This window comes from Hymenobacter cavernae, assembly GCF_014641455.1.
Lineage (GTDB): Bacteria > Bacteroidota > Bacteroidia > Cytophagales > Hymenobacteraceae > Hymenobacter > Hymenobacter cavernae.
Genome location: NZ_BMHT01000002.1, coordinates 470,070 through 494,799, shown reverse-complemented (window position 1 = coordinate 494,799; position 24,730 = coordinate 470,070). Strand labels below are relative to the sequence as shown.

The following is a 24,730-nucleotide window of genomic DNA, read 5'->3' as shown; positions in this document are numbered from 1 at the left end:
AGGTGAGGAGCTAGGAGGGTGGTGAGGAGTGAGAAGCTGGGAGGGAGAAGTAGAAGATAGATCGTTCTCCTAGCTTCTCACTGCTGGCTCCTTCAATTAATGTTTACAGTCAAGATCTTTTTCGACCAGCACCCGCAGCTGTTGATCGGGAGTTACGGCAATAGAATCGGAGAAGCCGAGCCGGTCAGTACTGACCCATTCGGCGGCTAGGTTGCGCGGCACCTGCACATCGAGCGCCCCTACGGCGTACACCACTTTCAGCGTTGTTGCTTCGGGGTTGGGCGAATGTTCCAGGGAGTATACTAGCTGGTCGCTGGGCTTCGGGCCTAGCTTAACGGTGACGGAAACCCGGCCCTTCTGGCCGAATTCCTGTACTTCTTCCTCAGAAAGACGCAGGCGCAGGGTATTGTCTTCAATGCGGAGCTTCATGTTGGCAATGAACAATTATCAATGAGCAATGAACAATCAGTAATGAACAATGCACAAATGTGAGGTACGCAAGGCAGGCGCAAAGGATATCAACGCGGCGTGAGATAATTGCTCATCGTTCGGCAGTATGTCGAAGCGCAGTAGGAACGCGCCACGGCGCGTTCGTCGTTGAACGATGCCGCTAGCACCTCCTATGGGCACATCTCCCGGACCAGAACGCGCCGTGGCGCGTTCCTACTGCACCTGCGCTCATTGCTCATTGTACTTAATCCGCCACGAACCGGAGTAGATATTGTAGCGCTGCTGCCGCACAAAGCCCAGCAGCGTCATGCCGAAGCCGGCGGCGGCCTGCACGGCCAGGCTGCTGGGGGCGCCCACGGCGGCCAGCACCGGAATGCCGGCCACGGCGGCTTTCTGCACCAGCTCGAAGCTAGCCCGGCCGCTCACCAGCAAAATGCAGTTGTGCAGCGGCAGCCATTCCTGGAGCAGCGCCGCCCCGATTACCTTATCCAGGGCATTGTGCCGACCCACATCTTCGCGCAGCAGCAGCAGCTCGCCGTTGGGTGAAAACAGCGCGGCGGCGTGCAAGCCGCCCGTTTGCTCAAACAGCTCCTGGGCCGCCCGTTGCCGGGCCGGCAGCTCATGAATTAGCTCGGCGGCCACAAACGGGCCATCGGTGGGCAGCACCGGGCACGAAGCCGCCTGCACCGCGTCGATGCTGGTTTTGCCGCATACGCCGCAGCTGGACGAGGTATAGAAATGGCGCTCCAACCTAGGCATAGAAACTTCCACAGACGACGCCAGCTCGGCACGCACCACGTTTTCGCGCTCTTCCGGCTTTTCCACGTCGGGGCAGTAGATGATGCCCGTCAGGTCCTGGCGGCTTTGAATAATGCCTTCGGTGAGCAGAAAGCCCGCGGCCAGCTCAAAGTCGTGGCCGGGCGTCCGCATGGTGACGGAAAGCGTGCGGTGCTCGCGCTGCCCCATCGGTCCGAAACCTAGCCTGATTTCCAGCGGCTCCTCGGCCGCCACCAGATCCGATTCAGTCACGACCTGCTCACCCTTTACGCGCTGCACGGTGGCGTAGTCGTAGCTGGCTGCTGGCAAAAAAACGGGGGAAGCCATTTTTGGAATGTTGAGTTTTGAATGTTGAGTGTTGAATTGACAGCACGATGTAGCGCGAAGCTCCCGCTTCGCGTATCGTTGAACGACTGGCACCTAGGTCTTGCTAACGTAATCGTTCAACGATACGCGAAGCGGGAGCTTCGCGCTACATCTTTCTGCTATCCGCGCTGCTATAACCTAACCTTATAACCAGAAGTAAGTTTAGAGAGCAGCCGTACCGATTGCCACGGCGCAAGAACCGCCAATTCAACACTCAACTCCTCAGAAATTGCTTTCCACTACCGACCGCCAGCGTTACCGCCGCCATTTGCAGCTGCCCGAAATCGGGGAAGTTGGTCAGGAGAAACTGCTCGCCGCCCGCGTGCTGGTCGTGGGTGCTGGCGGCCTGGGCTGCCCAATTCTACAATACCTGGCAGCGGCCGGCGTGGGCACGCTCGGCATCGCCGACCCCGATCAGGTGGACATCAGCAACCTTCAGCGCCAGGTGCTCTTCGGTGATGCCGACCTAGGTCAGCCCAAAGCCGAAGCCGCGGCCCGCGCCGTGCAGCGCATCAACCCCGCCGTGCGCTGCGAAGTGTATCCGCAGCGCGTCGACTTGGCCGCCGTGCGCGACTTGGTAGCCCAATACGACGTAGTGGTCGATGGCTCCGACAACTTCCCCACGCGCTACCTGCTGAATGATGCCTGCGTCAGCCTGGGTAAGCCCCTGATTTCTGGGGCTATCTACAAGTTTGAAGGGCAGGTTTCGGTGTTCAACTACCAGGGCGGCCCTACCTACCGCTGCCTGTTTCCGCAGCCGCCTTCGGCTAATGAAGCGCCCAACTGCGACGCTACCGGCGTGCTCGGCGTGCTGCCCGGCCTGATCGGCTGCGCCCAGGCCACCGAGACGCTGAAGGTAATCCTAGGTCTGGGCGAAGTGCTGCGCGGCCGCCTGTGGCTGTTCGATGCCCTGAGCTTTCAGACGCGCATCCTGCGCTTTCCGCACAACCCCGAGCGGGCAATAATCAACCTCGACACTGCCAACGCTGCTGATTATGCCGAGCTGTGCCACCCGCCGTTGCGCGAAATCACGGCTACGGAGCTACAGGCGCAGCTTGCGTCGGATACGCCGCCGTTCCTGCTCGATGTGCGCGAACCAGCTGAGTACGAGCTAGGTCATCTGCCCGGCGCTACGCTCATCCCCTTGGCTTACCTTTCTGAACGGGTCGAGGAGCTGCCGCGCCATCATCCGGTAGTCGTGTACTGCCGCAGCGGGCGGCGGAGCGCGGCTGCCCTGGAGCAATTGCAGGAAAAGTTTGGCTTTGATAACTTGATAAACTTAACGGGGGGCTTGCGGGCCTGGGCAACGGAAGTAGATCCGGCTATGGAAACCGCCGTAGCATAAAAGCTAGCTTTCCTTTCGGCCAATTCCCTCATTTCCATAAGCCATCTACTTGTTAGGCAGAGACAAGCCCACGATTACAACACCACCTACAATGCCGCTTACCGCTCCTGCCCCACCCGCCCGTCGCATCCGCTTCGACCGCAACGAGCTGGCCGGCGCTTTCGGCGACCTAGGCACGGATCTGCCGCTGATCATCGGCGTCATTGCGGCTTCGGGTCTGGATAGTGCCGGCGTGCTCATCATGTTCGGTTTGATGCAGGTGTTTTCGGGGTGCTGGTACGGGTTGCCCATGCCTGTGCAGCCGCTCAAAGCCTTTGCGGCCCTGGTTATTGCGAACAAAATACCCGGCCGCGTTATCCTGGGTGGCGGGCTGGCTATTGGCGTCAGCATGTTTGTGCTGGCCACCACCGGCCTGATTGACGCACTGGCGCGCTTCGTGCCGAAGCCCGTTATTCGGGGCATTCAGCTAGGTTTGGCGCTCCAGCTAGCTACGCTAGCTCTAAAACAATACGTGCCCGCCGATGGCCTGGGTGGCTACGTGCTGGCCGCGGTGGCGTTTGTCATCACAGTCGTTTTACTCGGAAATCGGCGCTGGCCGGCCGCTTTGCTGGTCATTGCCCTAGGTATCGGCTATGGCTTGCTCTTCAAGCTCGACCTGGCCACGGCCCAAAAAGCAGCGGCGTTTCACCTACCCGGCTGGCACCTGCCTGCCCGCGCCGACATCATCACGGGGGCCGTGCTGCTGGCGCTGCCGCAGATTCCGTTGTCGCTCGGCAACTCCATTCTGGCCACCAGGCAGGTTCTCCACGACCACTTTCCCGAGCGCAGCATCACCATCCGCCAGATCAGCTTCACCTACGCGCTGATGAATCTGGTGAATCCGTTTCTCGGTGGTTTTCCCGTGTGCCACGGCTCCGGCGGCTTGGTCGGGCACTACACGTTTGGGGCGCGTTCGGGCGGCTCCGTTATCCTGTACGGCTGCCTGTTTCTGATCCTAGGTCTATTTTTCAGCCAAGGGTTCAGCGAAGTCGTCCAGATTTTTCCGCTGCCGATTCTCGGTACGCTGCTGCTGTTTGAAGCGCTTACCCTGGCTGCCCTGCTCCGCGACATTGCCGGCTCCCGCCCTGATTTGGTAGTAGCGCTGCTCGTTGGCTTACTGTGCAGCGGCTTGCCGTATGGCTATCTGGTAGGGCTAATTATTGGCTGCCTCGTGTATTATGCCATGCAGCGCGGTTGGGTCGGCCTAGGTAGATAACGTTGACCTAGTGCGGAGTAGAGCGAAGTATTTTGCGAACAGTCGCCTTCGTTGACATTGTCATGCTGCTTACCCTAGTAGCTCCTCAATATCCTCTTTGGTCAAGCTCTTAATAATAGCTTCGTCGGTCGTTATCAGATCGGTAACAAGCTGAATCTTCTTGTTCTGAAGAGCCAAGATCTTCTCCTCTACCGTGTTCTTGCTGATGAACTTGTAGGTGAACACCGTGCGCTGCTGTCCGATGCGGTGGGCGCGGTCGACGGCCTGCGCTTCTACGGCGGGGTTCCACCACGGGTCGAGGATGAACACGTAATCAGCGGCGGTGAGGTTGAGGCCCACGCCGCCGGCTTTCAGCGAAATCAGGAATACGCGCAGGTCGTCTGTTTCCTGGAAGCGCTGCACTTCGCGGTGCCGCTCGCGGGTGTTGCCATCCAGGTAAGCGTACGCAATCTGCCGCTCATCCAGCGAATCGCGCACGATGTCCAGGTGCTTCACAAACTGACTGAACACCAAAACCTTGTGTTTCTCCGACACCACACCTTTAATCATGCGAATCACTTCGCGCAGCTTGCCCGATTCGGCTTCGTAACCTTCATCGGCCATGCGCGGGTGGTTGGCAATCTGTCGAAGCTTGGTCAGGCCTTGCAGCAGCATAAACTGGGTGCCCGCGGTGCCGTGCTCCTCGATATTTTTGAGGATTTTGTTGCGGTAGTAGCTCTTGGTTTCTTCGTAGCACTGCGCCTGCTCGTCCGTCATGGAGCAGTAGCTCATGTTCTCAATTTTAGACGGCAACTCAGTGGCAACCTGCGCCTTATGACGCCGCAGGATGAAAGGCTTAATCAGCGCGTGCAGCTTGCGGGTGCGCGCTTCATCCTTGCTTTTCTCAATCGGCTTCAGAAACTCCTTGCGGAAAAACGCCTGCGACCCGAGCAGCCCCGGATTGATAAACGACATCTGCGACCACAGATCCATCGTGCTGTTTTCCACCGGCGTACCCGTCAGAATCAGGCGGTGGCGCGACTTCAACCCGCGTACCGCCTGTGACGTCGTAGAGCTAGGATTCTTGATGGCCTGCGACTCATCCAGAATCACGTAGTCGAAGTGGTAGCTGCGCAGCAGCTCGGCATCCAGCCGCACGATGCCGTAGCTGGTCAGCACCACGTCGTAGCCCGCGAACTGCTCCACGTTCTTGTCGCGGTAAGTGCCGGTGTAAATCAGCAGACGCAAGCTAGGAGCAAACTTAAACGCCTCACTCATCCAGTTGAATACCAACGAGGTAGGCATTGCCAGCAACGAAGCCGCGCCGCCCGCTTCGCCGCTTTCCTTGCGGTGCAGCAGCAGCGCCAGCGTTTGCACGGTCTTGCCAAGCCCCATATCGTCGGCCAGACAGCCGCCAAAATGGTAGTCTTTCACGAAGTGCAGCCAGTTGTAGCCTGCCTTTTGGTACGGCCGCAGCTCCCCGCGGAAGCTAGCCGGCAGCGGCTTATCCTCTACCGCCTCAAAGCCCCGGAGCTTTTCCAGCTTCCGCGAAATCGTGACGGTAGCCAGGTTGCCGTTCTGCAAGTCCGACACCAGCGCCAGGTGGTGCTTGCGCAGCGTTAACGTTTGCTGCTGCTCTTCCGCAAAAGCAAACAGCTCCAGGTACTGCGTAAACCACTCCTCCGGAATAATCGCAATCTGACCATTGGGCAGCCGAAACTCGTGGCGTTTATTCAGAATATACGGCCGGAGCTTGATAAAAGGAACTTCAAACTCGCCGAAGTAAACGGTGCCGTGCACGTCAAACCAGTCGTTGGTTTCCGTGATGCCGACCTGTACTGTGACGGCCCCGATAAAGTAATCCTTTCCCGAAGTGGTGCCTTGCTTCACCGTAAAACCTAGGCGAGCTAGGTCCTCGGCATGGCTGTGTAGCCAGCGAAAAGCGGTGGCTTTTTCCATCACGGCCCGGCCGTTCCGCACTTCCAGGGCGCGATCAGCCAACTCACGGATGCTCTCCTGCTCCTGGTCGAAGTTGCGGATAAGTCGGTGAAAGACATAGGATTCTGGCGTCTTTTCCAGCTTCACACTCACACGCTTATCGTAGTTATTGGGCACGGTATGGTCGCCGTAGCGAAACGACAGATCGAAGTGGATGTGGTCGGAAACGGCGGGTGCTACGGCTTCGGTGGTGCGCGGCCGGCCGGCCGTAGGCCGGCGCTCCTCCTCCGCCACAATTACGGCATGCGGCGCGTCGGAGAAGGTAAGCTGGGGCCGGGCAATGTAGCGCTCCGAGCGAATATCGAAGCCGCGCGCATGCACATCAAACGATTCCACCAGCGGCGCCACAAAGCGCTGAAAGTAGCTGTCCTCTACCTGCCGCGGAATCACGATAAATTTCTTGTTCAAAAATGGCTGAAGCTTTTTGCCATCCACATCTTTATTGAAGTTGTAGAGCAGATTGTCCAGCAGCAGCCAAGCCGGATGTACGCACACCAGCACGGCGTTTTTAAACTGAAAATCAAGCTTTTGGCCTTGGTATTGAATCGTAGGAAAGTAGTGCGTGCTGTCTTCGTTGCGCCGAAAATGGAAGAGCACCGATGCCGGTTCGGCAGCCAGCCCGATTTCACGCCAGGTCGGCTCGCCGTCCTTACCCATGATGAACACGTACTTACCCGTCAGCCGCTCCAGAATCTGGCTCATGCGCTCCTGCACGTAGCGGCAGATGGCATCCTGCAGCCCTTTATCGCCCTTATCGGCGTCGTATATCTTCAGAAAGAAGTCGGCTGGGGTTGTCTTTTTGGGCCAGAACTCTTTAATAACGGCGTCCTGCTGAATCTGGTCGGTAAGGGCAACTAGCTCAAAATCTACTTCATCAAGGCCATTCGCAAACTCAGGTGCGTTCTTCGCCGATACCGTTTGGTGCTGTAATGTGAGCTGTCCGCGCGAGTTGCGCTGCACTACATACGACTCAAAAAGGTAGCCCAGATATTCATGCTCCAGGAGCGAATAAACGATCTGAAATGGCTGAGAAGTAGAGACCTTCATAAATAGCGTATATAATCCGAAGCTGAAAGTAAGGACAAATACTAAATACTATATTATTTATCATAAAGTAAAAGTAAATCTACAAATAGTAACATGCTACGGCCGTAAACAGGGCTATTGTCTACCAAATTGATAATCAAAGGCCATTTACGGAGCTATTTACTTCTGTTGTCTACAGATTTTCGCGCAGGTCCTGCTGCGCCGCCGCCAGCGCCGGGCGGATTGATACTGTAATGGTAATCACGATGATAGCAACGGCAGTCAGGACGATGTCCAGGAACTGCATCTTCACCGGATACGAGTCAACCACGCTCGTTGCCATACCCATCGATACGAGGCCAAACGTTTGTTGGAGCCAGCAAATGGCGACGCCTAGCACCAGCCCCGTCAAGGCACCAACCAGCGCGACAATGGCACCCTCAAATAAGAATATGTTGCGGATGGTTCGCCGGGTGCAACCCATTGCCATCAGCACGGCTACGTCCTTGCGCTTGTCAATCACCAGCATCGATAGCGAGAAAAAGATGTTGAGCGAAGCAATCAGCAGAATGAAGGCGAACGTGATGAACACGAACATCTTCTCTACCTTAATTGCCTTCAGCAGGCTTACGTGCTGCTCATCCGAATCGAGCACCCGGAAGCCAGAACCTAGCTCGGAGCGCAACACTTCCTTCACATCCGAAATGCTGTTATCGTTGCTAATTCGCACCTCCAGCGACGTACGCTTGTTGCCGTAGCGCAACAGGCTTTCGGCAAATTCTATCGGTACAAAAATGTAGCTATCGTCGATGTGCTGCTCAATAAGAAAAACGCCGCCAGCTAGGATACTTTGCTCATTAAAAGCATTTTCCGGGTTAAGCGAAAGCGCTTTTTTACCGGTGTTACGTGGGTACAGCAGGCGCAACGGCGCAAAGCGGTTGTTCAGTGCAATGCTCAGCTCGTGCTGCACGCCGGCGCCCAGTAAAGCATATGCCTCGCCATTACGTATCAGTTGGTGGCTGCCCTCTACCAGCGCCGAATCGATGTTGCTCTGCTCGTAGAAATTCTCGCTTACACCCTTCATCTTCACCACCATCTGCCGGTCGTGGTATTGTAACAGGGCGTTGTCTTCAATCACCTCCGTTACCAGAGCTACGCCCGCCGTTTTGCGCAGCTTAGCCAGGAATGGCGCCGAAACCTCGAATGCTTTGCCTTGGGTGGCGGAGATAACCAGATCGGGGTCCGACTTACCGTAGAGCGTGCGCACCAGATCCTCCAGCCCGTTGAACACGGATAGCACGATGATAAGCGCCATCGTTCCCACCGCCACGCCGATCATGGAGATGTTGGAGATGATGCTGATAATATTGCGCTTCTTCTTGGAGGAGAAATAACGCCGGGCAATGAGCAGCGGAACGTTCATGCGGCGCGCGGACGCGTAAAAAGGAATAGGTTATTAACTACTTAAACTAAAATTGTACCGCTAGCTGCCTCGGCGTATAAATTCTTCTAACCGGCGCAGGCGTGCTTCGTGATCTGGGCAAGCGCAGGAGCAAGATACGCCACGGCGGGCAAAACGTCTACTTCCACGCCTTCACAATCAGGCCGGTGCCGGAATCATGTTTCATGCGCGCATCAATCGTGTTCAGGATCAGGCAGAAGGGAAACGTGATGAGGTAATAGAACGGCAGCAGCACGAAGAACCACTTCGACGCACCTAGCATCAGGATGGGGTACTTCATGCTCAGGCGCCACGAAACCTGGCCCGGCTCGCCGTAGCTGTAGCGGGCCTCAATGCGCTCGAAGCCGGCGGTGCGCAGCTTCTGCTGAATCTCGTGGATGTTGTAGCCGTCGCGTACGTGCTCTTCGATGAAGCTGGTTTCGCCGTCGGCGTGCACATCGGAGCCGCCCTGGTCGGAGGGCGTGGAAATCAGGAGCATACCCCCGTCTTTAAGCGAAGCGTGCACGTTTCGAAACACTTCCACATCTTCCAGGATGTGCTCCATCACATCCACCGACAAAGCTAGGTCGAAGCTGTTGGGCTCCTGATATAGCACCAGATCCTGCACGGCGAACTGCACGTTGACGCGCCCAAGTTGGCGGAAAAAGCGGTTTGAGTCGGCAATCTGCTCGTCCTTCACGTCCACGGCCAGGATATGCCATTTTTTGCTCATGCCCGATAGCCAATAGGTATACTGACCGTAGCCGGAGCCCGCATCGAGAATGTTCAACGCTTCATCCTGGCGGCCCTGGGCCCACGCGCGCAGTTCCCGGTGTACGTGCCAAGTGCGAAGCAGCAGTAAATCAAGCAGATGGTAGAAGATGCGTCGCAGCCACGGTGTGCGGTTGAACACCTCTCCCAGCGACTTCTTAATCGGATCGTAATACAAGTGGTGAAATAGTGAAATGGTGAAATAGCGAGTTTGAGGTTCTGACGGCGAAATAGTCAGTGTACAAAACTCACTATTTCACCATTTCACCACCTCACTGTTCGTCTTCATCGGCGAAGAGCTTGGGGCGCTTCGGCTCGTCTTTGGGGCTTTGCTCGTCTTCATCCTTCGGCGCAGGCGGAATGTGTAAGCCACTCAGCACCTGATCCATATGCGCCGCATAAGTAGCGCTATCGTCAAGGAAGAAGGTCAGCTCAGGCACTACCCGGACTTGCTGGCGAATGCGCTTGGCTAACGCCAGCCTGATTTCCTTGGTGTTATCCCGGATTTCGCGCAGCATCGCGTCGCTGTCAGTAGCCAAAAGCAGGCTCAGGTAGATGCGGGCTACCCCTAGGTCGGGAGCTACGCGCACGGTGCTGATGCCTGGCGGCATACCCGGAAACAAGTGCGGTAGGTCGCGTTGAAAAACAGTGGCCAACTCCTGCTGCAGAAGACTGGCGAATTTTTGCTGGCGTTTACTTTCCATAATGAGCGGACAAAGATAGCGGATTAAGCCCTTAGAGAATTAGGAAGTTAGTGGCTGCCGTAAGCCGACCTTCTTTATACGCAGGATGCGCAAAGGAAAGCAGAATCATGCTACTAGTGAGGAACAAGCGCCTCGTCTGCTACTTTTGTGCGAGCAGAACTAATCAGCAGGTTTGTGTCGGCAGCAGCGCCTTCTTCCACTTTCCCGTTGGTCTACGTTCTCCGGACCTTAAGCTTCCACGTATTTGCTTCGTTTCTTTAAAAGTCCGCTGCCTACCCGCTTGGTTATGCTGCTGGTTCTGGTGCTGGCCGTGCGCCTGCCGTTGCTGTGGCTAGGGGTGCCGCTCACCACGGCCGAGCTGCGGGCGATGCTGGTTGGTGAGCGGCTGCACGAGGGGTCTCTGCTCTACCGTAGCCTTTACGATAGCACCGCCCCGCTGGCCGCAGCGTTTTTCGGAGCCCTCGATTTTGTGGCGAACCGTCCGCTGTGGCTGTATCGGGCGCTGGCGCTGGTGCTGTTGCTCCTACAGGCGCTGCGCCTGAACGCCGTGCTCAACCGCGCCGATGTGCACCCCGAACGGGGCTTTGTGGCGGCGCTTACCTACCTGCTGCTTGCCAGCCTCACCTCCGACCTAGATACTCTCTCTCCCCTGTTGCTGGGGCACACCTTTATCATTCTGTCGCTGAGCGCTTTGCTGCCTACTTCGCGCGAAGGATACGACAACCGGCGCTTGTTCCGGGCGGGTTTCTTGGTGGGCGTGGCAGCACTATGCTACCTACCCTTAGCATTATTTCTACTCGTTGGATTATTTGCAGTTATCATTTTTGCCGCTAATTCTTTTCGCAGCTTTCTGCTGCTACTTTGCGGCTTCTTCTTTCCGTACGCGGTGGCCGCTACGTTCTTCCTTTACTCCGAGTCGCTGCCCGACTTTGTGCGTTTTCACTTGCAGCCTTCCTTGCGCGGAATGGTCGCGGGTGCCGACGGGCTGCCGCTGCTGCTACAGCTGCGCCTGTTGATTCTGCCCGGCGTGGTGCTGCTCTTAGCTTTTGCCCGCACCTTCACGACTTCCTTAGGATTAGTCTTCCAGATTAAGTTTCAGCAGCTTATGCTGGTTTGGCTGCTGGTGGCCGTGCTCATGGTAGCCGCCGGGCGGGGCATAACGCCGGGCACGCTTGTGCTGGTACTGCCGCCTGTTACGTACTTCAGCTTATTTCTGTGGCAAAAAGCCCGGCGCGCCTGGCTCCCGGAAGTTTTCCTCCTGGTCATCATGGGCGCCATCGTCACGGTTCGCTACCGGACGATGCTAGGTCTGGAGCAAACCCTTCAACTGCCGGCCGAAAGCCACTACGCCGTCCAGCCGAACCCAGCCTATGCCGCAGTGCACGGGCGGCGCTTGCTCGTGCTAGGCAACGATCAGCGGGCCTACTTATACAACCGCCTGACCACGCCTTACTTAGATTGGGCACTGGCTCAAACTGACTTCGGGCATCTCGATGAATACGGCGCTGTAAACAGAATCGCGCATAACTTCTCCCCCACGCCACCCGACTACATTATCGACGAAGCGGGCCTGCTACCTAGGTTGCGCTACAAAATCCCCGCTGTATTCGACCAGTACAAACCCACGGCTACACCTAGGGTCTATAAAAGAGTGACGGAGTAGTGAAATGACTGAGAGGCTGTTCTGTTACCTAGGTCTGAACAATCACTCAGTCATTTCGCTACTCCGTTACTCGACGAAGGCGCTTTTTTTTAGCTGACTCCGTTATTAGCGGCTAACTCGGCGTTGAGGCGTTGCGTGGCGTTGCGGCGCACCACGCGGGCAATGTTGATACTCAGCTCATAAAGCAATAGAATCGGGATGGTGACGATGAGCTGCGAGGAAATATCGGGCGGCGTGATGATGGCCGCGATGATCAGAATGACTACAATAGCATGCTTGCGGTACATGCGCATGATTTCGGCCGACACAATCCCGGCTTTAGCCAGGAAAAACACAATCATAGGCAGCTCAAACACGAAGGCGCACGAAATCGACATGGTGGTGAGTGTGCTCAGGTAGCTCTGCAAGTCGATCTGGTTTTCGATGGTCGGATCGACCGTATACGAAGCCAGGAAGTTGATACTCAGCGGCGCGGCGATGTAGTAGCCAAACAGCAAACCCAGGATAAACAGCACCGACACGAAGAACACGGCGCCGCGCGAGTTGGCGCGCTCGTGCGGGTAAAGCCCTGGCTTGATGAAGCGCCACAGCTCCCAGAACGTGTAGGGAAAGGCCAGCACAATGCCCACCATAAACGACGTGCTGATGTGCATGGTGAGCTGCCCGCTCATTTCGCGGTTCTGAATCACGAACCCAACCTTATCCATGCACAACTCCGCGTTGCCGACCCATTGGCCAAATCTGCAAAACATGCGATACGTCCAAAAATCAGGTCGCGAAGGACCTAGGATCAAGTCGTGAAACAGGAAGTCTTTGGCAAAGAAAGCAGCCGTGGCAAAGGCAATAATGGAAATAGCCGAGCGGATGATATGCCACCGCAATGCCTCCAAATGATCAATGAAGGACATCTCGTGGGACTCACCTAGGGTTTGTCCGGCTTCTAAGCGGGTTTGATCCACAGAAAAAGAGTGATTGAGTGACTGAGTGACTGAGTGGCGGGGAAAGCACTAAGAACAAACGTAAATGAAAGACGGCAGGATTTCGCCCCTCGAATTTACACGCACTCAGTCACTCAGCCACTCAGCCACTCAGTCACTTCTTTAGGCGAAGAGCGGGAATTGCTGCATCCACTCGTTTATCTGCTTGCGCACCTGGGCTAGGTGTGCCTCGTCGGCGTGGTGCATGAGCACGTCGTCGATGAACTCCACAATACGTGTCATATCGGCTTCGACCAAGCCGCGAGTCGTTATGGCGGCCGAACCGATACGCATACCGGAGGTCACGAACGGCGACTTATCGTCGAAGGGCACCATGTTCTTGTTGATGGTGATGTCGGCCTTGATGAGTGTGTTCTCGGCTAGCTTGCCCGTGAGACCTTTGCTACGCAAATCAATTAGCATCAAGTGGTTGTCGGTACCGCCGGAGATAATCTGGTAGCCGCGCTCTACGAAGCCTTTGGCCAAAGCCTGGGCATTTCGGATTACCTGCTGGGTGTAGTCGGCGTACGCATCGCTCAGCGCTTCGCCGAAGGCTACGGCTTTGGCACCAATTACGTGCTCTAGCGGGCCACCCTGCGTGCCGGGGAAAACCGCACCATCCAGCACCGCCGACATCATCCGGATTTCGCCTTTGGGCGTCTTCAGGCCAAAGGGATTCTCGAAGTCCTTACCGAGCATGATGAGGCCGCCCCGCGGACCACGTAACGTTTTGTGCGTCGTAGTCGTCACGATGTGGCAGTGCTCAAATGGCGAGTTCAGCAGGCCCTTGGCAATGAGACCAGAAGGATGCGAAATATCGGCGAGCAGCAGCGCGCCCACTTCGTCGGCAGCTTCGCGCAGCACCTTATAATTCCAGTCGCGGGAATAGGCCGAGGCGCCGCAGATAATGAGCTTAGGCTGCTCACGACGAGCGGTTTCCCTTACTTTTTCCCAATCGATCAGGCCGGTTTCGGGCTCTACGCCATAAAAGCTAGGTTTGTAGAACTTACCCGAAAAGTTGACTGGCGAGCCGTGGGTCAGGTGACCACCATGCGAGAGGTCGAAACCCAGGATTTTGTCACCGGGGTTGAGCACGGCCAGCATCACGGCGGCGTTGGCCTGAGCGCCGGAGTGCGGCTGCACGTTCACCCACTCCACTCCAAACAGCTCCTTGGCGCGGTCAATGGCGAGCTGCTCAACTTGGTCCACAATTTCGCAGCCGCCGTAGTAGCGCTTGCCGGGCAAGCCTTCGGCGTACTTGTTGGTCAGGATGGAGCCCTGCGCCCGCATCACCTGCTCCGAAACGTAATTCTCGGAGGCAATGAGTTCAATACCATGAGTCTGACGCTCTTTTTCCTGACGGATGAGGTCGAATAGGACGGTGTCCTGCGTGAGAGGTGCGATGCGGGTTTCCATAAGCTCAAAGGTACGGGCAAGTCCTTTATCATCTATCAATTAACATTTACCATTTAACAATGCTGAATAGCGCTTATCTAGATTTAACTTGCATCGGAGTTGCGAGCTGTGGCGATGCGCCTCAAGTGCTGGTAAATGGCAAATGTTAATTGATAATTGTAAATGGCGCAGCCTCTTGCCGAAGTTTTAACTAGATTACGCGTTGGTAATCAGACGTTTATTATCAATTTTTATCAACAGCAGCGCGAGCATTTTACGCACTGGGCCGGGCTGAACCACCAGGTGGAGCCGGCTCAGGCTCACGAGCTGCTTCGGGCCGTGCTGCTGGAATTCTACGATCAGGTAGCCGATGGCCGCCTCACCAAGCTCCCCGACGATTTGCGCGCTCATCTTTACAGCATGGCGTATGAGCGGATTGCCGCCGAGAAAAATACGGCCGGGCTGCCGGTGGTGGAAGCCAGCCGCCGCCAACGGCTGCTCGAATTATTTGGGCACCTAGGTTCCGATTGCCAGAAGATCCTGATGTATTTTTATTTCCGCGGCTACAACTTCGAGAAAGTAGCGGGCAAGATGGGCTTCGCGAATGCCACCGTTGCGCGGCTGCAAAAATCCGGGTGCGTGCGCACGCTTTACGAACTGGTCAGCCGTGGACCTGGCCTGACGGCGCCCGACGAAGAAGCCATTGATTTATAAACCTGTATTACCGCACCCAGTTGGCGCTTCTTGCTTGTATGATTGAAACCTCTACTCCATTCGTGCGCTTATCTTCCGCTTTACTGCCCTCCCACGCATGAGTTCGCCCGTTGACCTTCGCCCTTACCTAGAAGTGCTGGAGCGCTTTGCCGATGGCCAGATGGCGCCGGATGAGCAGGAGCAGTTTGAGGAGCGCTTGCTGGAAGACGATGCCCTTCGCCATGCCCACGCTGCCTACGAGCAGCTCACGGCCGACCTGCGGTGGGTGGCTGGCCACGAAACATTGCGCCTGCGCCTGATTTCGCTCGACCGCCGGCTCAACCAGCGCCAGGATGCCATTGTTCGGATGCAGCACCAGCAGCGCCACACCCAGAACCGGTGGGTGGCTATTGTGGTGGGCGTGCTGGTGCTGGCTATGGCTCTTTGGATCTTCACGCGGCGACCCTCGCCAATTTCGGCTACCACCTGGGAGCAGTACTACCAGCCCGACCCCGGCCTCTCGCCCACCGAAACCCGCGCCGACCGGCGGCCCCTGCTCACCGAGTCGATGAATCAGTACCGGGAAGGGCACTACGCGGCGGCGCTGCGCTCTTTGCGGCGCATTCCGTCCAACAACCTAGGTCAGGATACGCTGCTGTACTACACGGGCATCTTCCTGCTGCGTGACGGCGACGCGGCCGGTGCCCGTACGTTCTTGCGGCGCGTCAGTCAGCAACCCGATGTGCCGCTGGCCCGCAAAGCACTCTACCACCTAGGTATGGCGCACTGGCAGGCCAATCAGCTTTCCGAAGCGGGTACGGTGATGGCGCAAGTAGCCGCCGATGCCGACAATCCATACCAGCAGGCCGCACGGCGAGTGTTGCAGGCGGGTATTCTGCAAAATAAGTAAGCTAGATTTTTCTGCTTTTTTAACGCCTTGCAATAGCGTAAGGCGCCTCTATGTTCGGCTGCAGAGTCAGGTCGAAGGAATCCAGCTCCAGCGCGGCGAGGTGACTCAGCTCCGGGTTGTGGCGATACACGCAGCCGGTATCAAGGCTAATGGAGCCGGCTTCCATCCGCACCAGGCGCTGCACTTCGGCCGTGGGCGTCGGGACGTGGCCGTGGAGCAGGCGCCGGCCTTGCAAGCGCGAAGCATCAAACGTGAATTCCTTGATGTTGAGCATGGTATGCAGATCGATGCGCATCCGCTCGGGCGGCAGCCGAAAGTTGAAGCCCGCATGAACCAGTACAAAATCGGGCAGATCGAGCTGGTATGGCAGCGCATCGAGCCACGCCAGATACGGCGCCGGAATCTCGGCTGGCGAACTCACACCAAAGCTCTCCAACGTCAGCTGCTGATCGGCCGGCGACGCCCAGGTGAGGTGCTTGCGGCCTTGGGCCGCGTCGAGCAGCTCCTGGTCGTGGTTGCCGCGCAGGCACTGCACCTTATAGCCACGCTCGGGCAGCTGCATCAGGTAGTCGAGCAGACCGCGGCTATCGGGGCCTTTGTTCACATAATCACCTAATACATAGAGCTCATCCTCGGGGCGCAACTCCAGCACATTTTCGATTAAATGGCGGAACGTGAGCAAGCAGCCGTGTGGATCAGTCGTGACGTAGCGCGCCATCGGGCAAAGGGTTGAGGGTGGTGTGATTTATACTGCATGCATCCTATTCGGTTGCGCTGTACCTAGGTTAGTTTCAACAAAAAAGCACCGACTGACAGCCGGTGCTTTTTTGTTGAAATTCAGGACCATGGATCAACCGTATGAGGGCTTACCCAGGTCAGGCTTGTCGAGGTTGCGGTTAGGATGACGCAACAGATCCGAAGGAATAGCATCTAAGCCATCCTCGGTGTACTCGTTGGTCAGGCGTTCCTCTTCTTCTCCGGTTTGGCCCAGTGGCTTATCGCCACCTGCTTTAGATTGCTCTGAACGCGTCGGCGAGCCGTGATTTTCTTTGGACTGGTGGTTGGTGTTATTACTCTTGTAAGGCATGGCTTCAACTGATAAAAGGGTGAAACAACTGCATTCAACTAGTACTAACCTGAAAGCCGATAACTATGCTGACTAGCTCATCATGAGCTTGCTAGCTTCTACGGCTTCCACTTTTGGGTGGGTTCTGAATTTAGTGCGGAATGTTGCCGAAGCAACTTATCGTTCGCCGATATCTAGACCAGATTCCTGAGCATTCGGGTCAAGCAACTCAGCATTGGTTGCGGTAGTGGCGCCCACTTTGGAAGGGTCAGGCTGGGGCTGTTCCATCTGGCCCATGCCAACCCGCGAGTTGGGGTTATACATTTCGTCTTTATCCTCGTCGGGGTCATTCTCGATTTCGTCGGGGGCGCGGGCTACACGCCGGTCGTCCATATCTTCAGGGGCTGGTAGGTCTTGGTTGGCCCGGTCGGAGCGGCCTTCCTCGCTGGCGCGCATGTTATCAGCTGGGTGGCCCATCTTATCGGCTTCCTCGTTGACGGTAGTAGCCGTGTTACCATCATTGCTGTCGGAGCCGTAGCCTTCCTTGCCATCGCGGTTGCCGAAACCACCGCGGGCTGCTTCGTTTTTGGGTGGGTCGCCGCCCGAGATGATGTGGCCAGCTTTAAATTCTTCGTCAGTAGTATCGTCGTTGATGACGCGAACAGGGCGGTTGTGCGGATCGATAGCCATAGCTGTAGGGTTTGGCGGGTTGGTACCTAGGTGTACTGTGGTTTGCGGGTTTGGGTTTAGCTAGGTCCGTTTTCTGTTCCTTAAAAAATTACTGCCGTTGGTCACTTCCTATGCCCTTCCCACCCTAACTGCGCAGGCAGCCTAGGTACGTCAGCATTTATAAATGCTTCTCTTTATCGAAGGGGCTAGGCACCACCGTCTGCTTAGCAGCCAGCACCGATTTATCCGCCGCGTATTTCTCGTAAATCCGCTGGTCGATCTTTTTCCGATTAATAAAAAACAGACCAGCGTTGAAGCCTCGCCGGCGCACCCACTCATTCTCGACGAAGGCAACAAGCCGCTCCGCGAAATAAGAGTCCTGAATCGACGCTCCGTATGATTGCGTGAAGTACTCATCGGCGTTTACGGGGGCCTTGAGGAAGTTTTGGCTGCCTTTTCGCAGCGTGTCCACGTCACGTACCCAGCTGCCGTTGATGATGTTCATGGCCGGATAAGGCGCCGGGTTGCCCCACATCACCTTCTTGCCGGGTCCGTTCACGTTGGCAAACCAGGGAAAGTTGGCCATGATAAACCCCGAAAAGTAGGCGTACTCCACGGGGTCATATTTCCGCTCTCGAAAAACGAGCGTGACTTCCCGCTTCTCGCGCCGGACTAAGCGCTTAAATTCCTTGCGAAATCGAACGTCGGAGAAGTACTGCTTGGCTTCCTCAAAATGATTGAATATCAACCACATGCCATTATAGTGCACCGAGCCGTGCAAGTAATTGACGACGTGTGGCATCCGTCGTTCCGGACCGTGCGGAATCTCCGGCAATTGTGCCGACTTCTTCACCATGTCCGTCAGGAAGTTGCCCACCTTTTGCAAGATAATTTCGTCCGTTTCATACTGCCGGTCGGGTAAAGCCGGCGTACGGAACACCACATTCTGAAACCAGACCGGCTCCTGGGTTCCGGGGTTGATGCCCGTCGCCCACGGATGCTCTTTGGTAAAGAGTCCGGCTTTGATCTTCTGCACATGCCAGAGCCGCAGCACGTGGAAAGCTCCGATGGTATTATGAATAACATCGCCGCGGATGATGCTGATTAGTCCTTTGACGTTATAAAACAGCTTCGCTAACGGCTTAGGTGGCGGAGCAACAGCAGGACCTTGGAAATCAGGCGCGGAAGAGTAGGCTTTCATTAGGCACTGACTATTAAACTAGTGAAGAGCAGAACCCTGCTTTCACAACGACGAAAGCGCGGCGTTCTTATGTAGAATCTAGGTCGTGGCGCAGCTAGCTTGTCTACCTGTTCAGCTATCGGCCCGCTTTTTGTACTATTTTTTCTTATTCCTATCATAATTTGTGCCGGAGTTTGACTAGTGCTAGTCGGCTGCGGCTTACTTCCGCTTGCATGGCTACCAAACTGAATAATGCTCGTTACTACCTTCTCTCCTTCATCTATGATTTCGCCTTGCAGTGGTTTTATCGGCCGCTGGTGCGTCAGCTGGTAGATGTTATCAACCAACAGCCAGGGGAGAACGTGCTGGAAATTGGTGTTGGCACGGGTATCACGATTCCGTATTACACTCATTATAAGCAAGTAACGGGCATCGACTGCTCCTGGTCGATGCTGCAAGTAGCGCGCAAGCGGGCACAGGATTATCCCAACACGCGCATTGCCTTGAAGCATGCCGCCGCGGAGGAATACAACCTAGGTCCGGCTGCTTTCGAGCAGATTGTATTCTGCAACTCGCTGTCAGTCATCGAGAACCCTAAGTTGGTGCTGAGTGCTTACTACAATCAGCTTCAGGCTGGTGGCAGCCTCTACATTCTGAATCATTTTACCGCCGAAAGTGGCCTGCTTCGGTGGGTAGACAAACTGCTCACGCCCGTGGGCAAAGTACTCGGCTTCAAAAGCTTCTTTCCGCTGCAAACCCTTCTCGACCCCGAAACCATGTCCGATGTGACCACGCTGGTAAACGGCTACTGGCGCATCGTGCAGATCAAGAAACCCCTGTATGCCCATGAAACAAACTAAACACATCCTCCTCAACTGTCTGTTGCCTTTGCTGGTAAGCCTAGGTATCTACGTCTTGTTTCGGCCGCGAAACACGATTGTTAACAAAGTACTGTTCCAGTTTATGGCCGCCAAGCCGCCTGTTTTGCGGCTCAACTACTGCCGCTGGATCGTATATAACCTGCCGGGCGCGCTTTGGCTGTACTCTTTCCTGAGCTTCAGCTTCATTCCGGCCCGGCGCCGACTCACGCTGCTGCCGTTGGTTATGGCGCTGGGCATTGAGGTGCTGCAGCTGCTACACATCACCGACGGCACCTTCGACCCACTGGATGTCTTCTTTTATGTGCTGGCGTGGCTACTGTTTGTAGGTCTGGGTGGGGCTTTCCAAAACTCTATTCTGGTACCGGTTGCTCCCCGGCCGCGTGTGTCTTTGCGCTACAAATTCACCTTTGTATTCTTCGTAGCCATCGTATTGCTCTCCGATGTCTGGGTCAAATAGCATGCGCACACCTAGATTATCCATCATCGTACCCACGCTGAACGAAGCCAGCGTGCTGGCCAAAACCCTAGCTCATATTGAAGCGCATAGCAGCGGCAAAATTGCCTACGAGGTACTAATCTGCGATGGCGGCAGCGAGGACGCTACCACCGCCGTTGCCCTGGCGCAACAAGTGCAACTACTCCAAGCCAGCAAGCGTGGGCGGGCGGCGCAACTCAACCTAGGCGCCGCCCACGCCACTGGCGAGCTGCTGTACTTCCTGCATGCCGACACGCTCCCACCACCTGCCTTCGATCAGCTTATCTGCGCCCAATATGAGCGCGGTTATCTGAGCGGCTGTTTCCGCCTGAAGTTCGACGTCAACCACTGGATTTTGCAGCTTAGCGGTTGGACATCGCGCTTTAATGCCCGTGATTTTCAGTTTGGTGATCAAAGTTTGTACGTCCAAAAAGCGCTGTTCCACCAGCTCGGTGGCTTCAATGAATCGTTGCTGCTGATGGAAGACGTGGAGATGGTGACGCGCATCAAGCAGTCGAAAGCCGCTTTTGTTGTGATGCCGCAACGCGTGCTTACTTCCGCCCGCAAGTACTTGGCGCACGGCGTGGTGAAGACGGAGCTAACGCACCTGATTGTCTTTGGTTTATACGTGATGAAAGTCCGGCAAACCACCGTGGCTAGGGTGTACAAAAAGCTGTTGTCGCGTTAGCCTAGGTTCGAGAAAAGCAGATATTGCGTTGAACCCTAAAGTTCTCCATTGTAACCTTCCCGTATACTTGACTGCTTATGTGGCTCGAACAAGATAATGCCCTCACGCGCACCTTCCATTTCCCGGACTTCAAAACGGCCTTTGCCTTCCTGACCGATGTGGCCGCCGTAGCCGAGCGCCTCGATCATCACCCGTGGATGGCCAGTGAATACCGCACCGTGGAGTTCCGCCTGCGCACCCACGACGCCGGCAACACCGTAACAAAACGCGACCATCGCCTCGCCGCCGAGATAGACAAGCTAGCGGAGCAGTACGTCGTTGGTTGACGTCCACCGGTCCGACGCCCAAAGCGTCGGACCGGTGGACGTCATTCACCAGCACCTCAAATCATCCTACCTTTGCCCTTATGTCTGAAACGCCTGCGCCTACTGTTCTGTACCTCGTGCCCACGCCCATTGGCAACCTGGAGGACATCACGCTCCGGGCCATCCGCATTCTGGGTGAGGTCGACACAGTGCTGGCCGAAGACACCCGCACCAGCGGCCGCCTGATGCAGCACCTAGGTTTGAAGAAGCCGATGCTCAGCTATCATTTGCACAATGAGCACCAAACCGTAGCACGTCTGCTCGATCGCCTTGCCGCCGGCGAACGGATGGCGCTGGTATCGGATGCCGGCACGCCGGGTATTTCTGATCCTGGCTTTCTGCTGGTGCGCGAGTGTCTGGCTAAAGGCCTGAAGGTGGAGTGTTTGCCCGGCGCAACGGCTTTCGTGCCGGCACTGCTGAAGTCAGGTTTCGGGGCAGAACGGTTTGTATTCGAGGGGTTTCTGCCGGTGAAGAAAGGCCGCCAGACGCGTCTGCGGGAACTAGCCACGGAAACCCGCACGTTGATTTTTTATGAGTCGCCGCACCGGCTGGTAAAAACGCTGGAGCAGCTTGCCGAAGCCCTAGGCCCGGAGCGGCTAGGTTCGGTGAGTCGGGAGCTAACCAAATTGTTCGAGGAAACCGTGAACGGCACGCTGGCGGAGCTAGCGGCGCAGTTCGCGGCACGCCCCACTATTAAAGGAGAAATCGTTGTCGTCGTTCAAGGAAATCGGGAATAGCAACTGGGGAGCCGCTTTGCTGGCCTTTCTCAGCGCAGGATTACTATGGGCTGGCTGGCCGGTGCATCCGGCCGGGCTAGCCTTGTTGCTGCTGGTCGCCTTCGTGCCGTATCTGCGTATGGAGCAACTGCTCGTCAGGCGCGGGGCCAGCGGCTGGAAGGTGTTTCGCTACACCTACCTCATGCTGGTGTTGTGGAACGCCTTCACGACATGGTGGGTGAGCTACAGCACGTTAGGCGGCGGCATTGCGGCTGTGGTGCTCAATGCCCTGCTGATGTGCCTGCCGACGATGGCTTTTTATCACACCAAAAAGAGGCTAGGTACACTGGTGGGCTACGTGTCATTGCCTATTTACTGGGTGGCGTTTGAGCAGCTTCATTTGCACTGGGATTTAACCTGGCCCTGGCTAACGCTAGGCAATGGCTTCGCCGAAGCCAACAGCTTGGTGCAATGGTATGAGTACACCGGCTTTCTGGGCGGCTCCGTCTGGATATGGCTGACGAATATTCTGGTATTCAGAGCGTTATTTGGCTTAGCTATGCGACCTGCGGCTAGTTCTGGTAGCGCTACTCGGGCAGGTGAGTTACTCCCTCGCCGTCAGCCGCTCACGCGCTGGCTGGCTCCTGCGCTGGCGATTGGCCTACCTATGCTGCTATCGTACGTCATTGGCTCTCGCTACCAGGAGAAAGGCGCCAAAGCGGAAGTACTGGTCATTCAGCCGAACGTAGATCCGTATCAGGAGAAGTTTCAGGGAACCAGCAACTTCGTGCCCTATGATGAGCAGCTTTCCCGCCTCATTCACCTCACCGAGCAGCAGCTGACGCCGCAAACCAAGCTCGTGCTGTGGCCCGAAACGGCGCTGGAAGAATCTTACTGGGAACACCTCCTGGACGGCAACCTTAAAGTGCAGCGCGTACGGTCCTTCCTGGCGCAGCACCCAGGCTTGTCGCTGGTCACCGGCATGACCACGCTGACCACGTACCCCAACAAAGAAGCCGCCAGCGTAACAGCACGTTACCGCGACGATGCCGGCTACTACGACGTGTTCAACACGGCCGCATTCTTCCCCACTCCGACCGGAAAAGTCTCTTTCTATCACAAGTCGCGCCTCGTGCCGGGGGTCGAGAAAATTCCGCCGCTGCTCACCAGGTTCATTGCCAGCATCGACCTAGGTGGCACTGTCGGCAGCTACGGCAGCCAAGAAGAGCGCACCGTTTTTCACCTTCCTGGCAACAATCCACGCCTGAACCTAGGTCCGCTCATCTGCTACGAATCGGTGTACGGCGACTTTGTGGCCAAATACGTGCAGAACGGCGCTACCCTGTTGGGTATCATCACCAACGACGGCTGGTGGAGCGATTCGCCCGGCCACTTGCAGCACCTGCAATACGCCACCTTGCGCGCCATCGAAACGCGCCGCGACATTGCCCGCTCGGCTAACACCGGCATATCGGCCTTCATCAACCAGAAAGGCGAAATTCTGACGCAAACCGCCTGGTGGCTGCAAACTGGCCGCCGCTACCCCGTGCAACTCAATACCGATCTGACGTTTTACGTGCGGCACGGTGAGCTGATTGGCCCCACAACGCAGGTGCTGGCGGTATTGCTGCTGGTGCTGGTGATTGTGCGCCGGTTTACTTCTAAAAACCCTCAAACCCGCCTGTCATCCTGACGAAGGCAGAACTTTTTACCAAGGAAAATTCAATGGATTTCAATCAACTCAGCTTTCAGGTTGCCGAGGTTGCCCGCCGGGCCGGCCAGTTTATTCGTCAGGAAGCCGCCAGCTTCGACCTAGGTAGCGTAGAAAGCAAAGGCTTTCATGACCTCGTCTCGTACGTGGATAAACAGAGCGAGAAGCAATTAGTAGACGAGCTGCGCCAGCTCCTGCCCGAAGCCGGCTTTATCACGGAGGAAGGAACCGAAGGCGCCGAGCGCGCCGAGAACCTCAACTGGATTATCGACCCACTGGATGGCACCACGAACTTCATTCACGGGCTGCCGGCTTACTGCGTGAGCATTGCCCTGATTCAGGGTGCGGAGCTGGTGATTGGGGTCGTGTATGAGATTACTCGGGATGAGTGCTTCCGTGCAGCGCTTGGTGCGGGTGCTTTCTGCAACGAAAAGCCCATCCACGTTTCCGCTGCCAACGACCTACACAACACCCTCATTGCCACGGGCTTCCCTTATTACAAATTCGACAAACTCGATGGCTACCTTCAGATTCTCAGTCAGTTCATGCAGAACACGCAGGGTATTCGCCGGGTAGGTTCTGCCGCAATGGACCTAGCTTACGTAGCCGCTGGCCGCTTCGATTGCTACTTCGAGTTCAACATCAACTCCTACGACGTGGCGGCTGGCATTCTGCTGGTGCGCGAGGCAGGGGGCCGTGTTACGCAGTTCACGATAGATGGCGACCCAGTTTTCAGCCGCGAAGTAGTAGCCACCAACGGCCACATTCACGAGGCCACGCAAGATATCATCCGTAAGTATTGGTCGTAACCATTCTTTTTGATCCTGAGCTTGCGAAGAACCTAGGGCCAGTTGGAAAAGGAATGACAGCTGTTGCGGTAAACTTTTTCTTGCTCTCCGTGGTTCTGCATCCGTTATGATCTTGCAATATCTCATCATCGCGCTTCTCTTCGCGGCGGCCACGTTCTACGTTGGGCGGCGCTTCTGGCAATCCTTCTTTGCGAAGGGAGAAGGCGGCTGCGCCAAAGGCTGCGGCGGCGCGTGCGGCACCATTGATGTGGATCGGCTTCAGCGTACGATTGAAAAGGCCACCCAACCGGCTAACGTGAGCTAGCTTTTCGGCTCTTAAAATAAGGACAACCTGCCCCCGTACCTGCTCCGTATAGCAGGCACGGGGGCTTGCTTTTGTGGCCCCTACAGTGCAGCTAGCTCTCCCAACCGAAATCCCCT

Annotated in this window: 25 protein-coding genes; 13 read left to right on the top strand and 12 right to left on the bottom strand. The window is 56.3% G+C overall.

Annotation, left to right across the window (positions count from 1 at the left end):
• Positions 1-96: 96 nt before the first annotated feature.
• Entirely contained in the window at positions 97-429 is a 333-nt protein-coding gene (locus IEX74_RS06570) for a DUF7009 family protein (protein ID WP_188812301.1), read from the bottom strand.
• 249 nt (positions 430-678) lie between these two features.
• Positions 679-1,554, bottom strand: coding sequence for a formate dehydrogenase accessory sulfurtransferase FdhD (gene fdhD / locus IEX74_RS06565; protein ID WP_188812298.1), 876 nt, complete (start codon positions 1,552-1,554; stop codon positions 679-681).
• Between the two features lie 268 nt (positions 1,555-1,822).
• On the opposite strand from fdhD, the gene moeB reads away from it, so the two are divergent.
• Both moeB and IEX74_RS06555 read left to right on the top strand, forming a co-directional pair.
• A complete protein-coding gene (gene moeB / locus IEX74_RS06560; RefSeq protein ID WP_188812296.1) occupies positions 1,823-2,938 on the top strand; it encodes a molybdopterin-synthase adenylyltransferase MoeB in 1,116 nt (371 codons plus the stop codon).
• A 91-nt stretch (positions 2,939-3,029) separates the two neighbouring features.
• On the top strand, positions 3,030-4,193 hold the full coding sequence (locus IEX74_RS06555) for a putative sulfate/molybdate transporter (RefSeq protein WP_188812294.1): 1,164 nt from the start codon (positions 3,030-3,032) through the stop codon (positions 4,191-4,193).
• Between the two features lie 69 nt (positions 4,194-4,262).
• Here the strand turns inward: IEX74_RS06555 and IEX74_RS06550 are convergent, their stop codons facing one another.
• From IEX74_RS06550 to IEX74_RS06535, 4 genes are all read right to left on the bottom strand, one after another.
• Positions 4,263-7,217, bottom strand: coding sequence for a DEAD/DEAH box helicase (locus IEX74_RS06550; protein ID WP_188812292.1), 2,955 nt, complete (start codon positions 7,215-7,217; stop codon positions 4,263-4,265).
• A gap of 172 nt (positions 7,218-7,389) precedes the next feature.
• Positions 7,390-8,619, bottom strand: coding sequence for an FtsX-like permease family protein (locus tag IEX74_RS06545; RefSeq protein WP_188812290.1), 1,230 nt, complete (start codon positions 8,617-8,619; stop codon positions 7,390-7,392).
• Positions 8,620-8,776: 157 nt separating this feature from the next.
• Entirely contained in the window at positions 8,777-9,586 is an 810-nt protein-coding gene (locus IEX74_RS06540) for a class I SAM-dependent methyltransferase (RefSeq protein WP_188812287.1), read from the bottom strand.
• 94 nt (positions 9,587-9,680) lie between these two features.
• Positions 9,681-10,112 carry a ribosome-binding factor A gene (locus tag IEX74_RS06535; RefSeq protein WP_188812285.1) on the bottom strand — a complete coding sequence of 144 codons (432 nt, stop codon included), beginning with the start codon at positions 10,110-10,112 and terminating at the stop codon, positions 9,681-9,683.
• Positions 10,113-10,356: 244 nt separating this feature from the next.
• Between IEX74_RS06535 and IEX74_RS06530 the strand changes: the two genes are divergently transcribed.
• Complete coding sequence (locus IEX74_RS06530; RefSeq protein WP_188812283.1) at positions 10,357-11,775, top strand: hypothetical protein; 1,419 nt, start codon at positions 10,357-10,359, stop codon at positions 11,773-11,775.
• Positions 11,776-11,864: 89 nt separating this feature from the next.
• Here the strand turns inward: IEX74_RS06530 and tatC are convergent, their stop codons facing one another.
• Positions 11,865-12,734 carry a twin-arginine translocase subunit TatC gene (gene tatC / locus IEX74_RS06525; RefSeq protein ID WP_229755139.1) on the bottom strand — a complete coding sequence of 290 codons (870 nt, stop codon included), beginning with the start codon at positions 12,732-12,734 and terminating at the stop codon, positions 11,865-11,867.
• Between the two features lie 141 nt (positions 12,735-12,875).
• Positions 12,876-14,168: a serine hydroxymethyltransferase gene (glyA, locus tag IEX74_RS06520; protein WP_188812281.1), complete on the bottom strand. Its 1,293-nt coding sequence runs from the start codon at positions 14,166-14,168 to the stop codon at positions 12,876-12,878.
• Positions 14,169-14,330: 162 nt separating this feature from the next.
• Here glyA and IEX74_RS06515 point away from each other — a divergent pair, with 162 nt between their 5' ends.
• Both IEX74_RS06515 and IEX74_RS06510 read left to right on the top strand, forming a co-directional pair.
• Entirely contained in the window at positions 14,331-14,861 is a 531-nt protein-coding gene (locus IEX74_RS06515) for a hypothetical protein (protein WP_188812279.1), read from the top strand.
• Positions 14,862-14,958: 97 nt separating this feature from the next.
• Positions 14,959-15,750 carry a hypothetical protein gene (locus IEX74_RS06510; protein WP_188812277.1) on the top strand — a complete coding sequence of 264 codons (792 nt, stop codon included), beginning with the start codon at positions 14,959-14,961 and terminating at the stop codon, positions 15,748-15,750.
• A 19-nt stretch (positions 15,751-15,769) separates the two neighbouring features.
• Here the strand turns inward: IEX74_RS06510 and IEX74_RS06505 are convergent, their stop codons facing one another.
• The 4 genes from IEX74_RS06505 to IEX74_RS06490 all read right to left on the bottom strand — a co-directional run bounded on the left by IEX74_RS06505 (position 15,770) and on the right by IEX74_RS06490 (position 18,686).
• On the bottom strand, positions 15,770-16,468 hold the full coding sequence (locus IEX74_RS06505) for a metallophosphoesterase (RefSeq protein WP_188812275.1): 699 nt from the start codon (positions 16,466-16,468) through the stop codon (positions 15,770-15,772).
• Between the two features lie 132 nt (positions 16,469-16,600).
• The gene (locus IEX74_RS06500) at positions 16,601-16,837 is read right to left on the bottom strand and encodes a hypothetical protein (RefSeq protein WP_188812273.1); all 237 of its coding nucleotides are present in this window, start codon (positions 16,835-16,837) and stop codon (positions 16,601-16,603) included.
• Between the two features lie 156 nt (positions 16,838-16,993).
• Positions 16,994-17,506 carry a hypothetical protein gene (locus IEX74_RS06495; protein ID WP_188812271.1) on the bottom strand — a complete coding sequence of 171 codons (513 nt, stop codon included), beginning with the start codon at positions 17,504-17,506 and terminating at the stop codon, positions 16,994-16,996.
• A gap of 157 nt (positions 17,507-17,663) precedes the next feature.
• A complete protein-coding gene (locus IEX74_RS06490) occupies positions 17,664-18,686 on the bottom strand; it encodes a hypothetical protein (protein WP_188812269.1) in 1,023 nt (340 codons plus the stop codon).
• 212 nt (positions 18,687-18,898) lie between these two features.
• On the opposite strand from IEX74_RS06490, the gene IEX74_RS06485 reads away from it, so the two are divergent.
• The 8 genes from IEX74_RS06485 (at position 18,899) to IEX74_RS06450 (ending at position 24,614) form a co-directional block, all read left to right on the top strand.
• Positions 18,899-19,525: a class I SAM-dependent methyltransferase gene (locus tag IEX74_RS06485; protein ID WP_188812267.1), complete on the top strand. Its 627-nt coding sequence runs from the start codon at positions 18,899-18,901 to the stop codon at positions 19,523-19,525.
• Positions 19,512-20,003, top strand: a complete 492-nt coding sequence (locus IEX74_RS06480; protein WP_188812265.1) for a hypothetical protein — start codon at positions 19,512-19,514, stop codon at positions 20,001-20,003. The genes IEX74_RS06485 and IEX74_RS06480 overlap by 14 nt, the downstream gene beginning before the upstream one ends.
• Positions 19,987-20,709, top strand: coding sequence for a TIGR04283 family arsenosugar biosynthesis glycosyltransferase (locus IEX74_RS06475; RefSeq protein ID WP_188812263.1), 723 nt, complete (start codon positions 19,987-19,989; stop codon positions 20,707-20,709). The genes IEX74_RS06480 and IEX74_RS06475 overlap by 17 nt, the downstream gene beginning before the upstream one ends.
• Positions 20,710-20,786: 77 nt before the next feature.
• The gene (locus IEX74_RS06470; RefSeq protein WP_188812262.1) at positions 20,787-21,035 is read left to right on the top strand and encodes a 4a-hydroxytetrahydrobiopterin dehydratase; all 249 of its coding nucleotides are present in this window, start codon (positions 20,787-20,789) and stop codon (positions 21,033-21,035) included.
• Between the two features lie 80 nt (positions 21,036-21,115).
• Complete coding sequence (gene rsmI / locus IEX74_RS06465) at positions 21,116-21,811, top strand: 16S rRNA (cytidine(1402)-2'-O)-methyltransferase (protein WP_188812260.1); 696 nt, start codon at positions 21,116-21,118, stop codon at positions 21,809-21,811.
• The gene (gene lnt / locus IEX74_RS06460; RefSeq protein WP_229755138.1) at positions 21,783-23,483 is read left to right on the top strand and encodes an apolipoprotein N-acyltransferase; all 1,701 of its coding nucleotides are present in this window, start codon (positions 21,783-21,785) and stop codon (positions 23,481-23,483) included. The genes rsmI and lnt overlap by 29 nt, the downstream gene beginning before the upstream one ends.
• 32 nt (positions 23,484-23,515) lie before the next feature.
• Complete coding sequence (locus tag IEX74_RS06455) at positions 23,516-24,310, top strand: inositol monophosphatase family protein (protein ID WP_188812258.1); 795 nt, start codon at positions 23,516-23,518, stop codon at positions 24,308-24,310.
• 106 nt (positions 24,311-24,416) lie between these two features.
• Complete coding sequence (locus tag IEX74_RS06450; protein WP_188812256.1) at positions 24,417-24,614, top strand: FeoB-associated Cys-rich membrane protein; 198 nt, start codon at positions 24,417-24,419, stop codon at positions 24,612-24,614.
• The last annotated feature ends 116 nt before the right edge of the window (positions 24,615-24,730 follow it).

Excerpts from the sequence above, each read along its gene's own strand:
- IEX74_RS06570 (WP_188812301.1), bottom strand. The coding sequence starts at position 429 with ATGAAGCTCCGCATTGAAGACAATACCCTGCGCCTGCGTCTTTCTGAG.
- fdhD (WP_188812298.1), bottom strand. The coding sequence starts at position 1,554 with ATGGCTTCCCCCGTTTTTTTGCCAGCAGCCAGCTACGACTACGCCACC.
- IEX74_RS06555 (WP_188812294.1), top strand. The coding sequence starts at position 3,030 with ATGCCGCTTACCGCTCCTGCCCCACCCGCCCGTCGCATCCGCTTCGAC.
- IEX74_RS06550 (WP_188812292.1), bottom strand. The coding sequence starts at position 7,217 with ATGAAGGTCTCTACTTCTCAGCCATTTCAGATCGTTTATTCGCTCCTG.
- IEX74_RS06545 (WP_188812290.1), bottom strand. The coding sequence starts at position 8,619 with ATGAACGTTCCGCTGCTCATTGCCCGGCGTTATTTCTCCTCCAAGAAG.
- IEX74_RS06535 (WP_188812285.1), bottom strand. The coding sequence starts at position 10,112 with ATGGAAAGTAAACGCCAGCAAAAATTCGCCAGTCTTCTGCAGCAGGAG.
- glyA (WP_188812281.1), bottom strand. The coding sequence starts at position 14,168 with ATGGAAACCCGCATCGCACCTCTCACGCAGGACACCGTCCTATTCGAC.
- IEX74_RS06515 (WP_188812279.1), top strand. The coding sequence starts at position 14,331 with ATGGCGCAGCCTCTTGCCGAAGTTTTAACTAGATTACGCGTTGGTAAT.
- IEX74_RS06510 (WP_188812277.1), top strand. The coding sequence starts at position 14,959 with ATGAGTTCGCCCGTTGACCTTCGCCCTTACCTAGAAGTGCTGGAGCGC.
- IEX74_RS06505 (WP_188812275.1), bottom strand. The coding sequence starts at position 16,468 with ATGGCGCGCTACGTCACGACTGATCCACACGGCTGCTTGCTCACGTTC.
- IEX74_RS06500 (WP_188812273.1), bottom strand. The coding sequence starts at position 16,837 with ATGCCTTACAAGAGTAATAACACCAACCACCAGTCCAAAGAAAATCAC.
- IEX74_RS06495 (WP_188812271.1), bottom strand. The coding sequence starts at position 17,506 with ATGGCTATCGATCCGCACAACCGCCCTGTTCGCGTCATCAACGACGAT.
- IEX74_RS06490 (WP_188812269.1), bottom strand. The coding sequence starts at position 18,686 with ATGAAAGCCTACTCTTCCGCGCCTGATTTCCAAGGTCCTGCTGTTGCT.
- IEX74_RS06485 (WP_188812267.1), top strand. The coding sequence starts at position 18,899 with ATGGCTACCAAACTGAATAATGCTCGTTACTACCTTCTCTCCTTCATC.
- IEX74_RS06480 (WP_188812265.1), top strand. The coding sequence starts at position 19,512 with ATGAAACAAACTAAACACATCCTCCTCAACTGTCTGTTGCCTTTGCTG.
- IEX74_RS06475 (WP_188812263.1), top strand. The coding sequence starts at position 19,987 with ATGTCTGGGTCAAATAGCATGCGCACACCTAGATTATCCATCATCGTA.
- IEX74_RS06470 (WP_188812262.1), top strand. The coding sequence starts at position 20,787 with ATGTGGCTCGAACAAGATAATGCCCTCACGCGCACCTTCCATTTCCCG.
- rsmI (WP_188812260.1), top strand. The coding sequence starts at position 21,116 with ATGTCTGAAACGCCTGCGCCTACTGTTCTGTACCTCGTGCCCACGCCC.
- IEX74_RS06455 (WP_188812258.1), top strand. The coding sequence starts at position 23,516 with ATGGATTTCAATCAACTCAGCTTTCAGGTTGCCGAGGTTGCCCGCCGG.
- IEX74_RS06450 (WP_188812256.1), top strand. The coding sequence starts at position 24,417 with ATGATCTTGCAATATCTCATCATCGCGCTTCTCTTCGCGGCGGCCACG.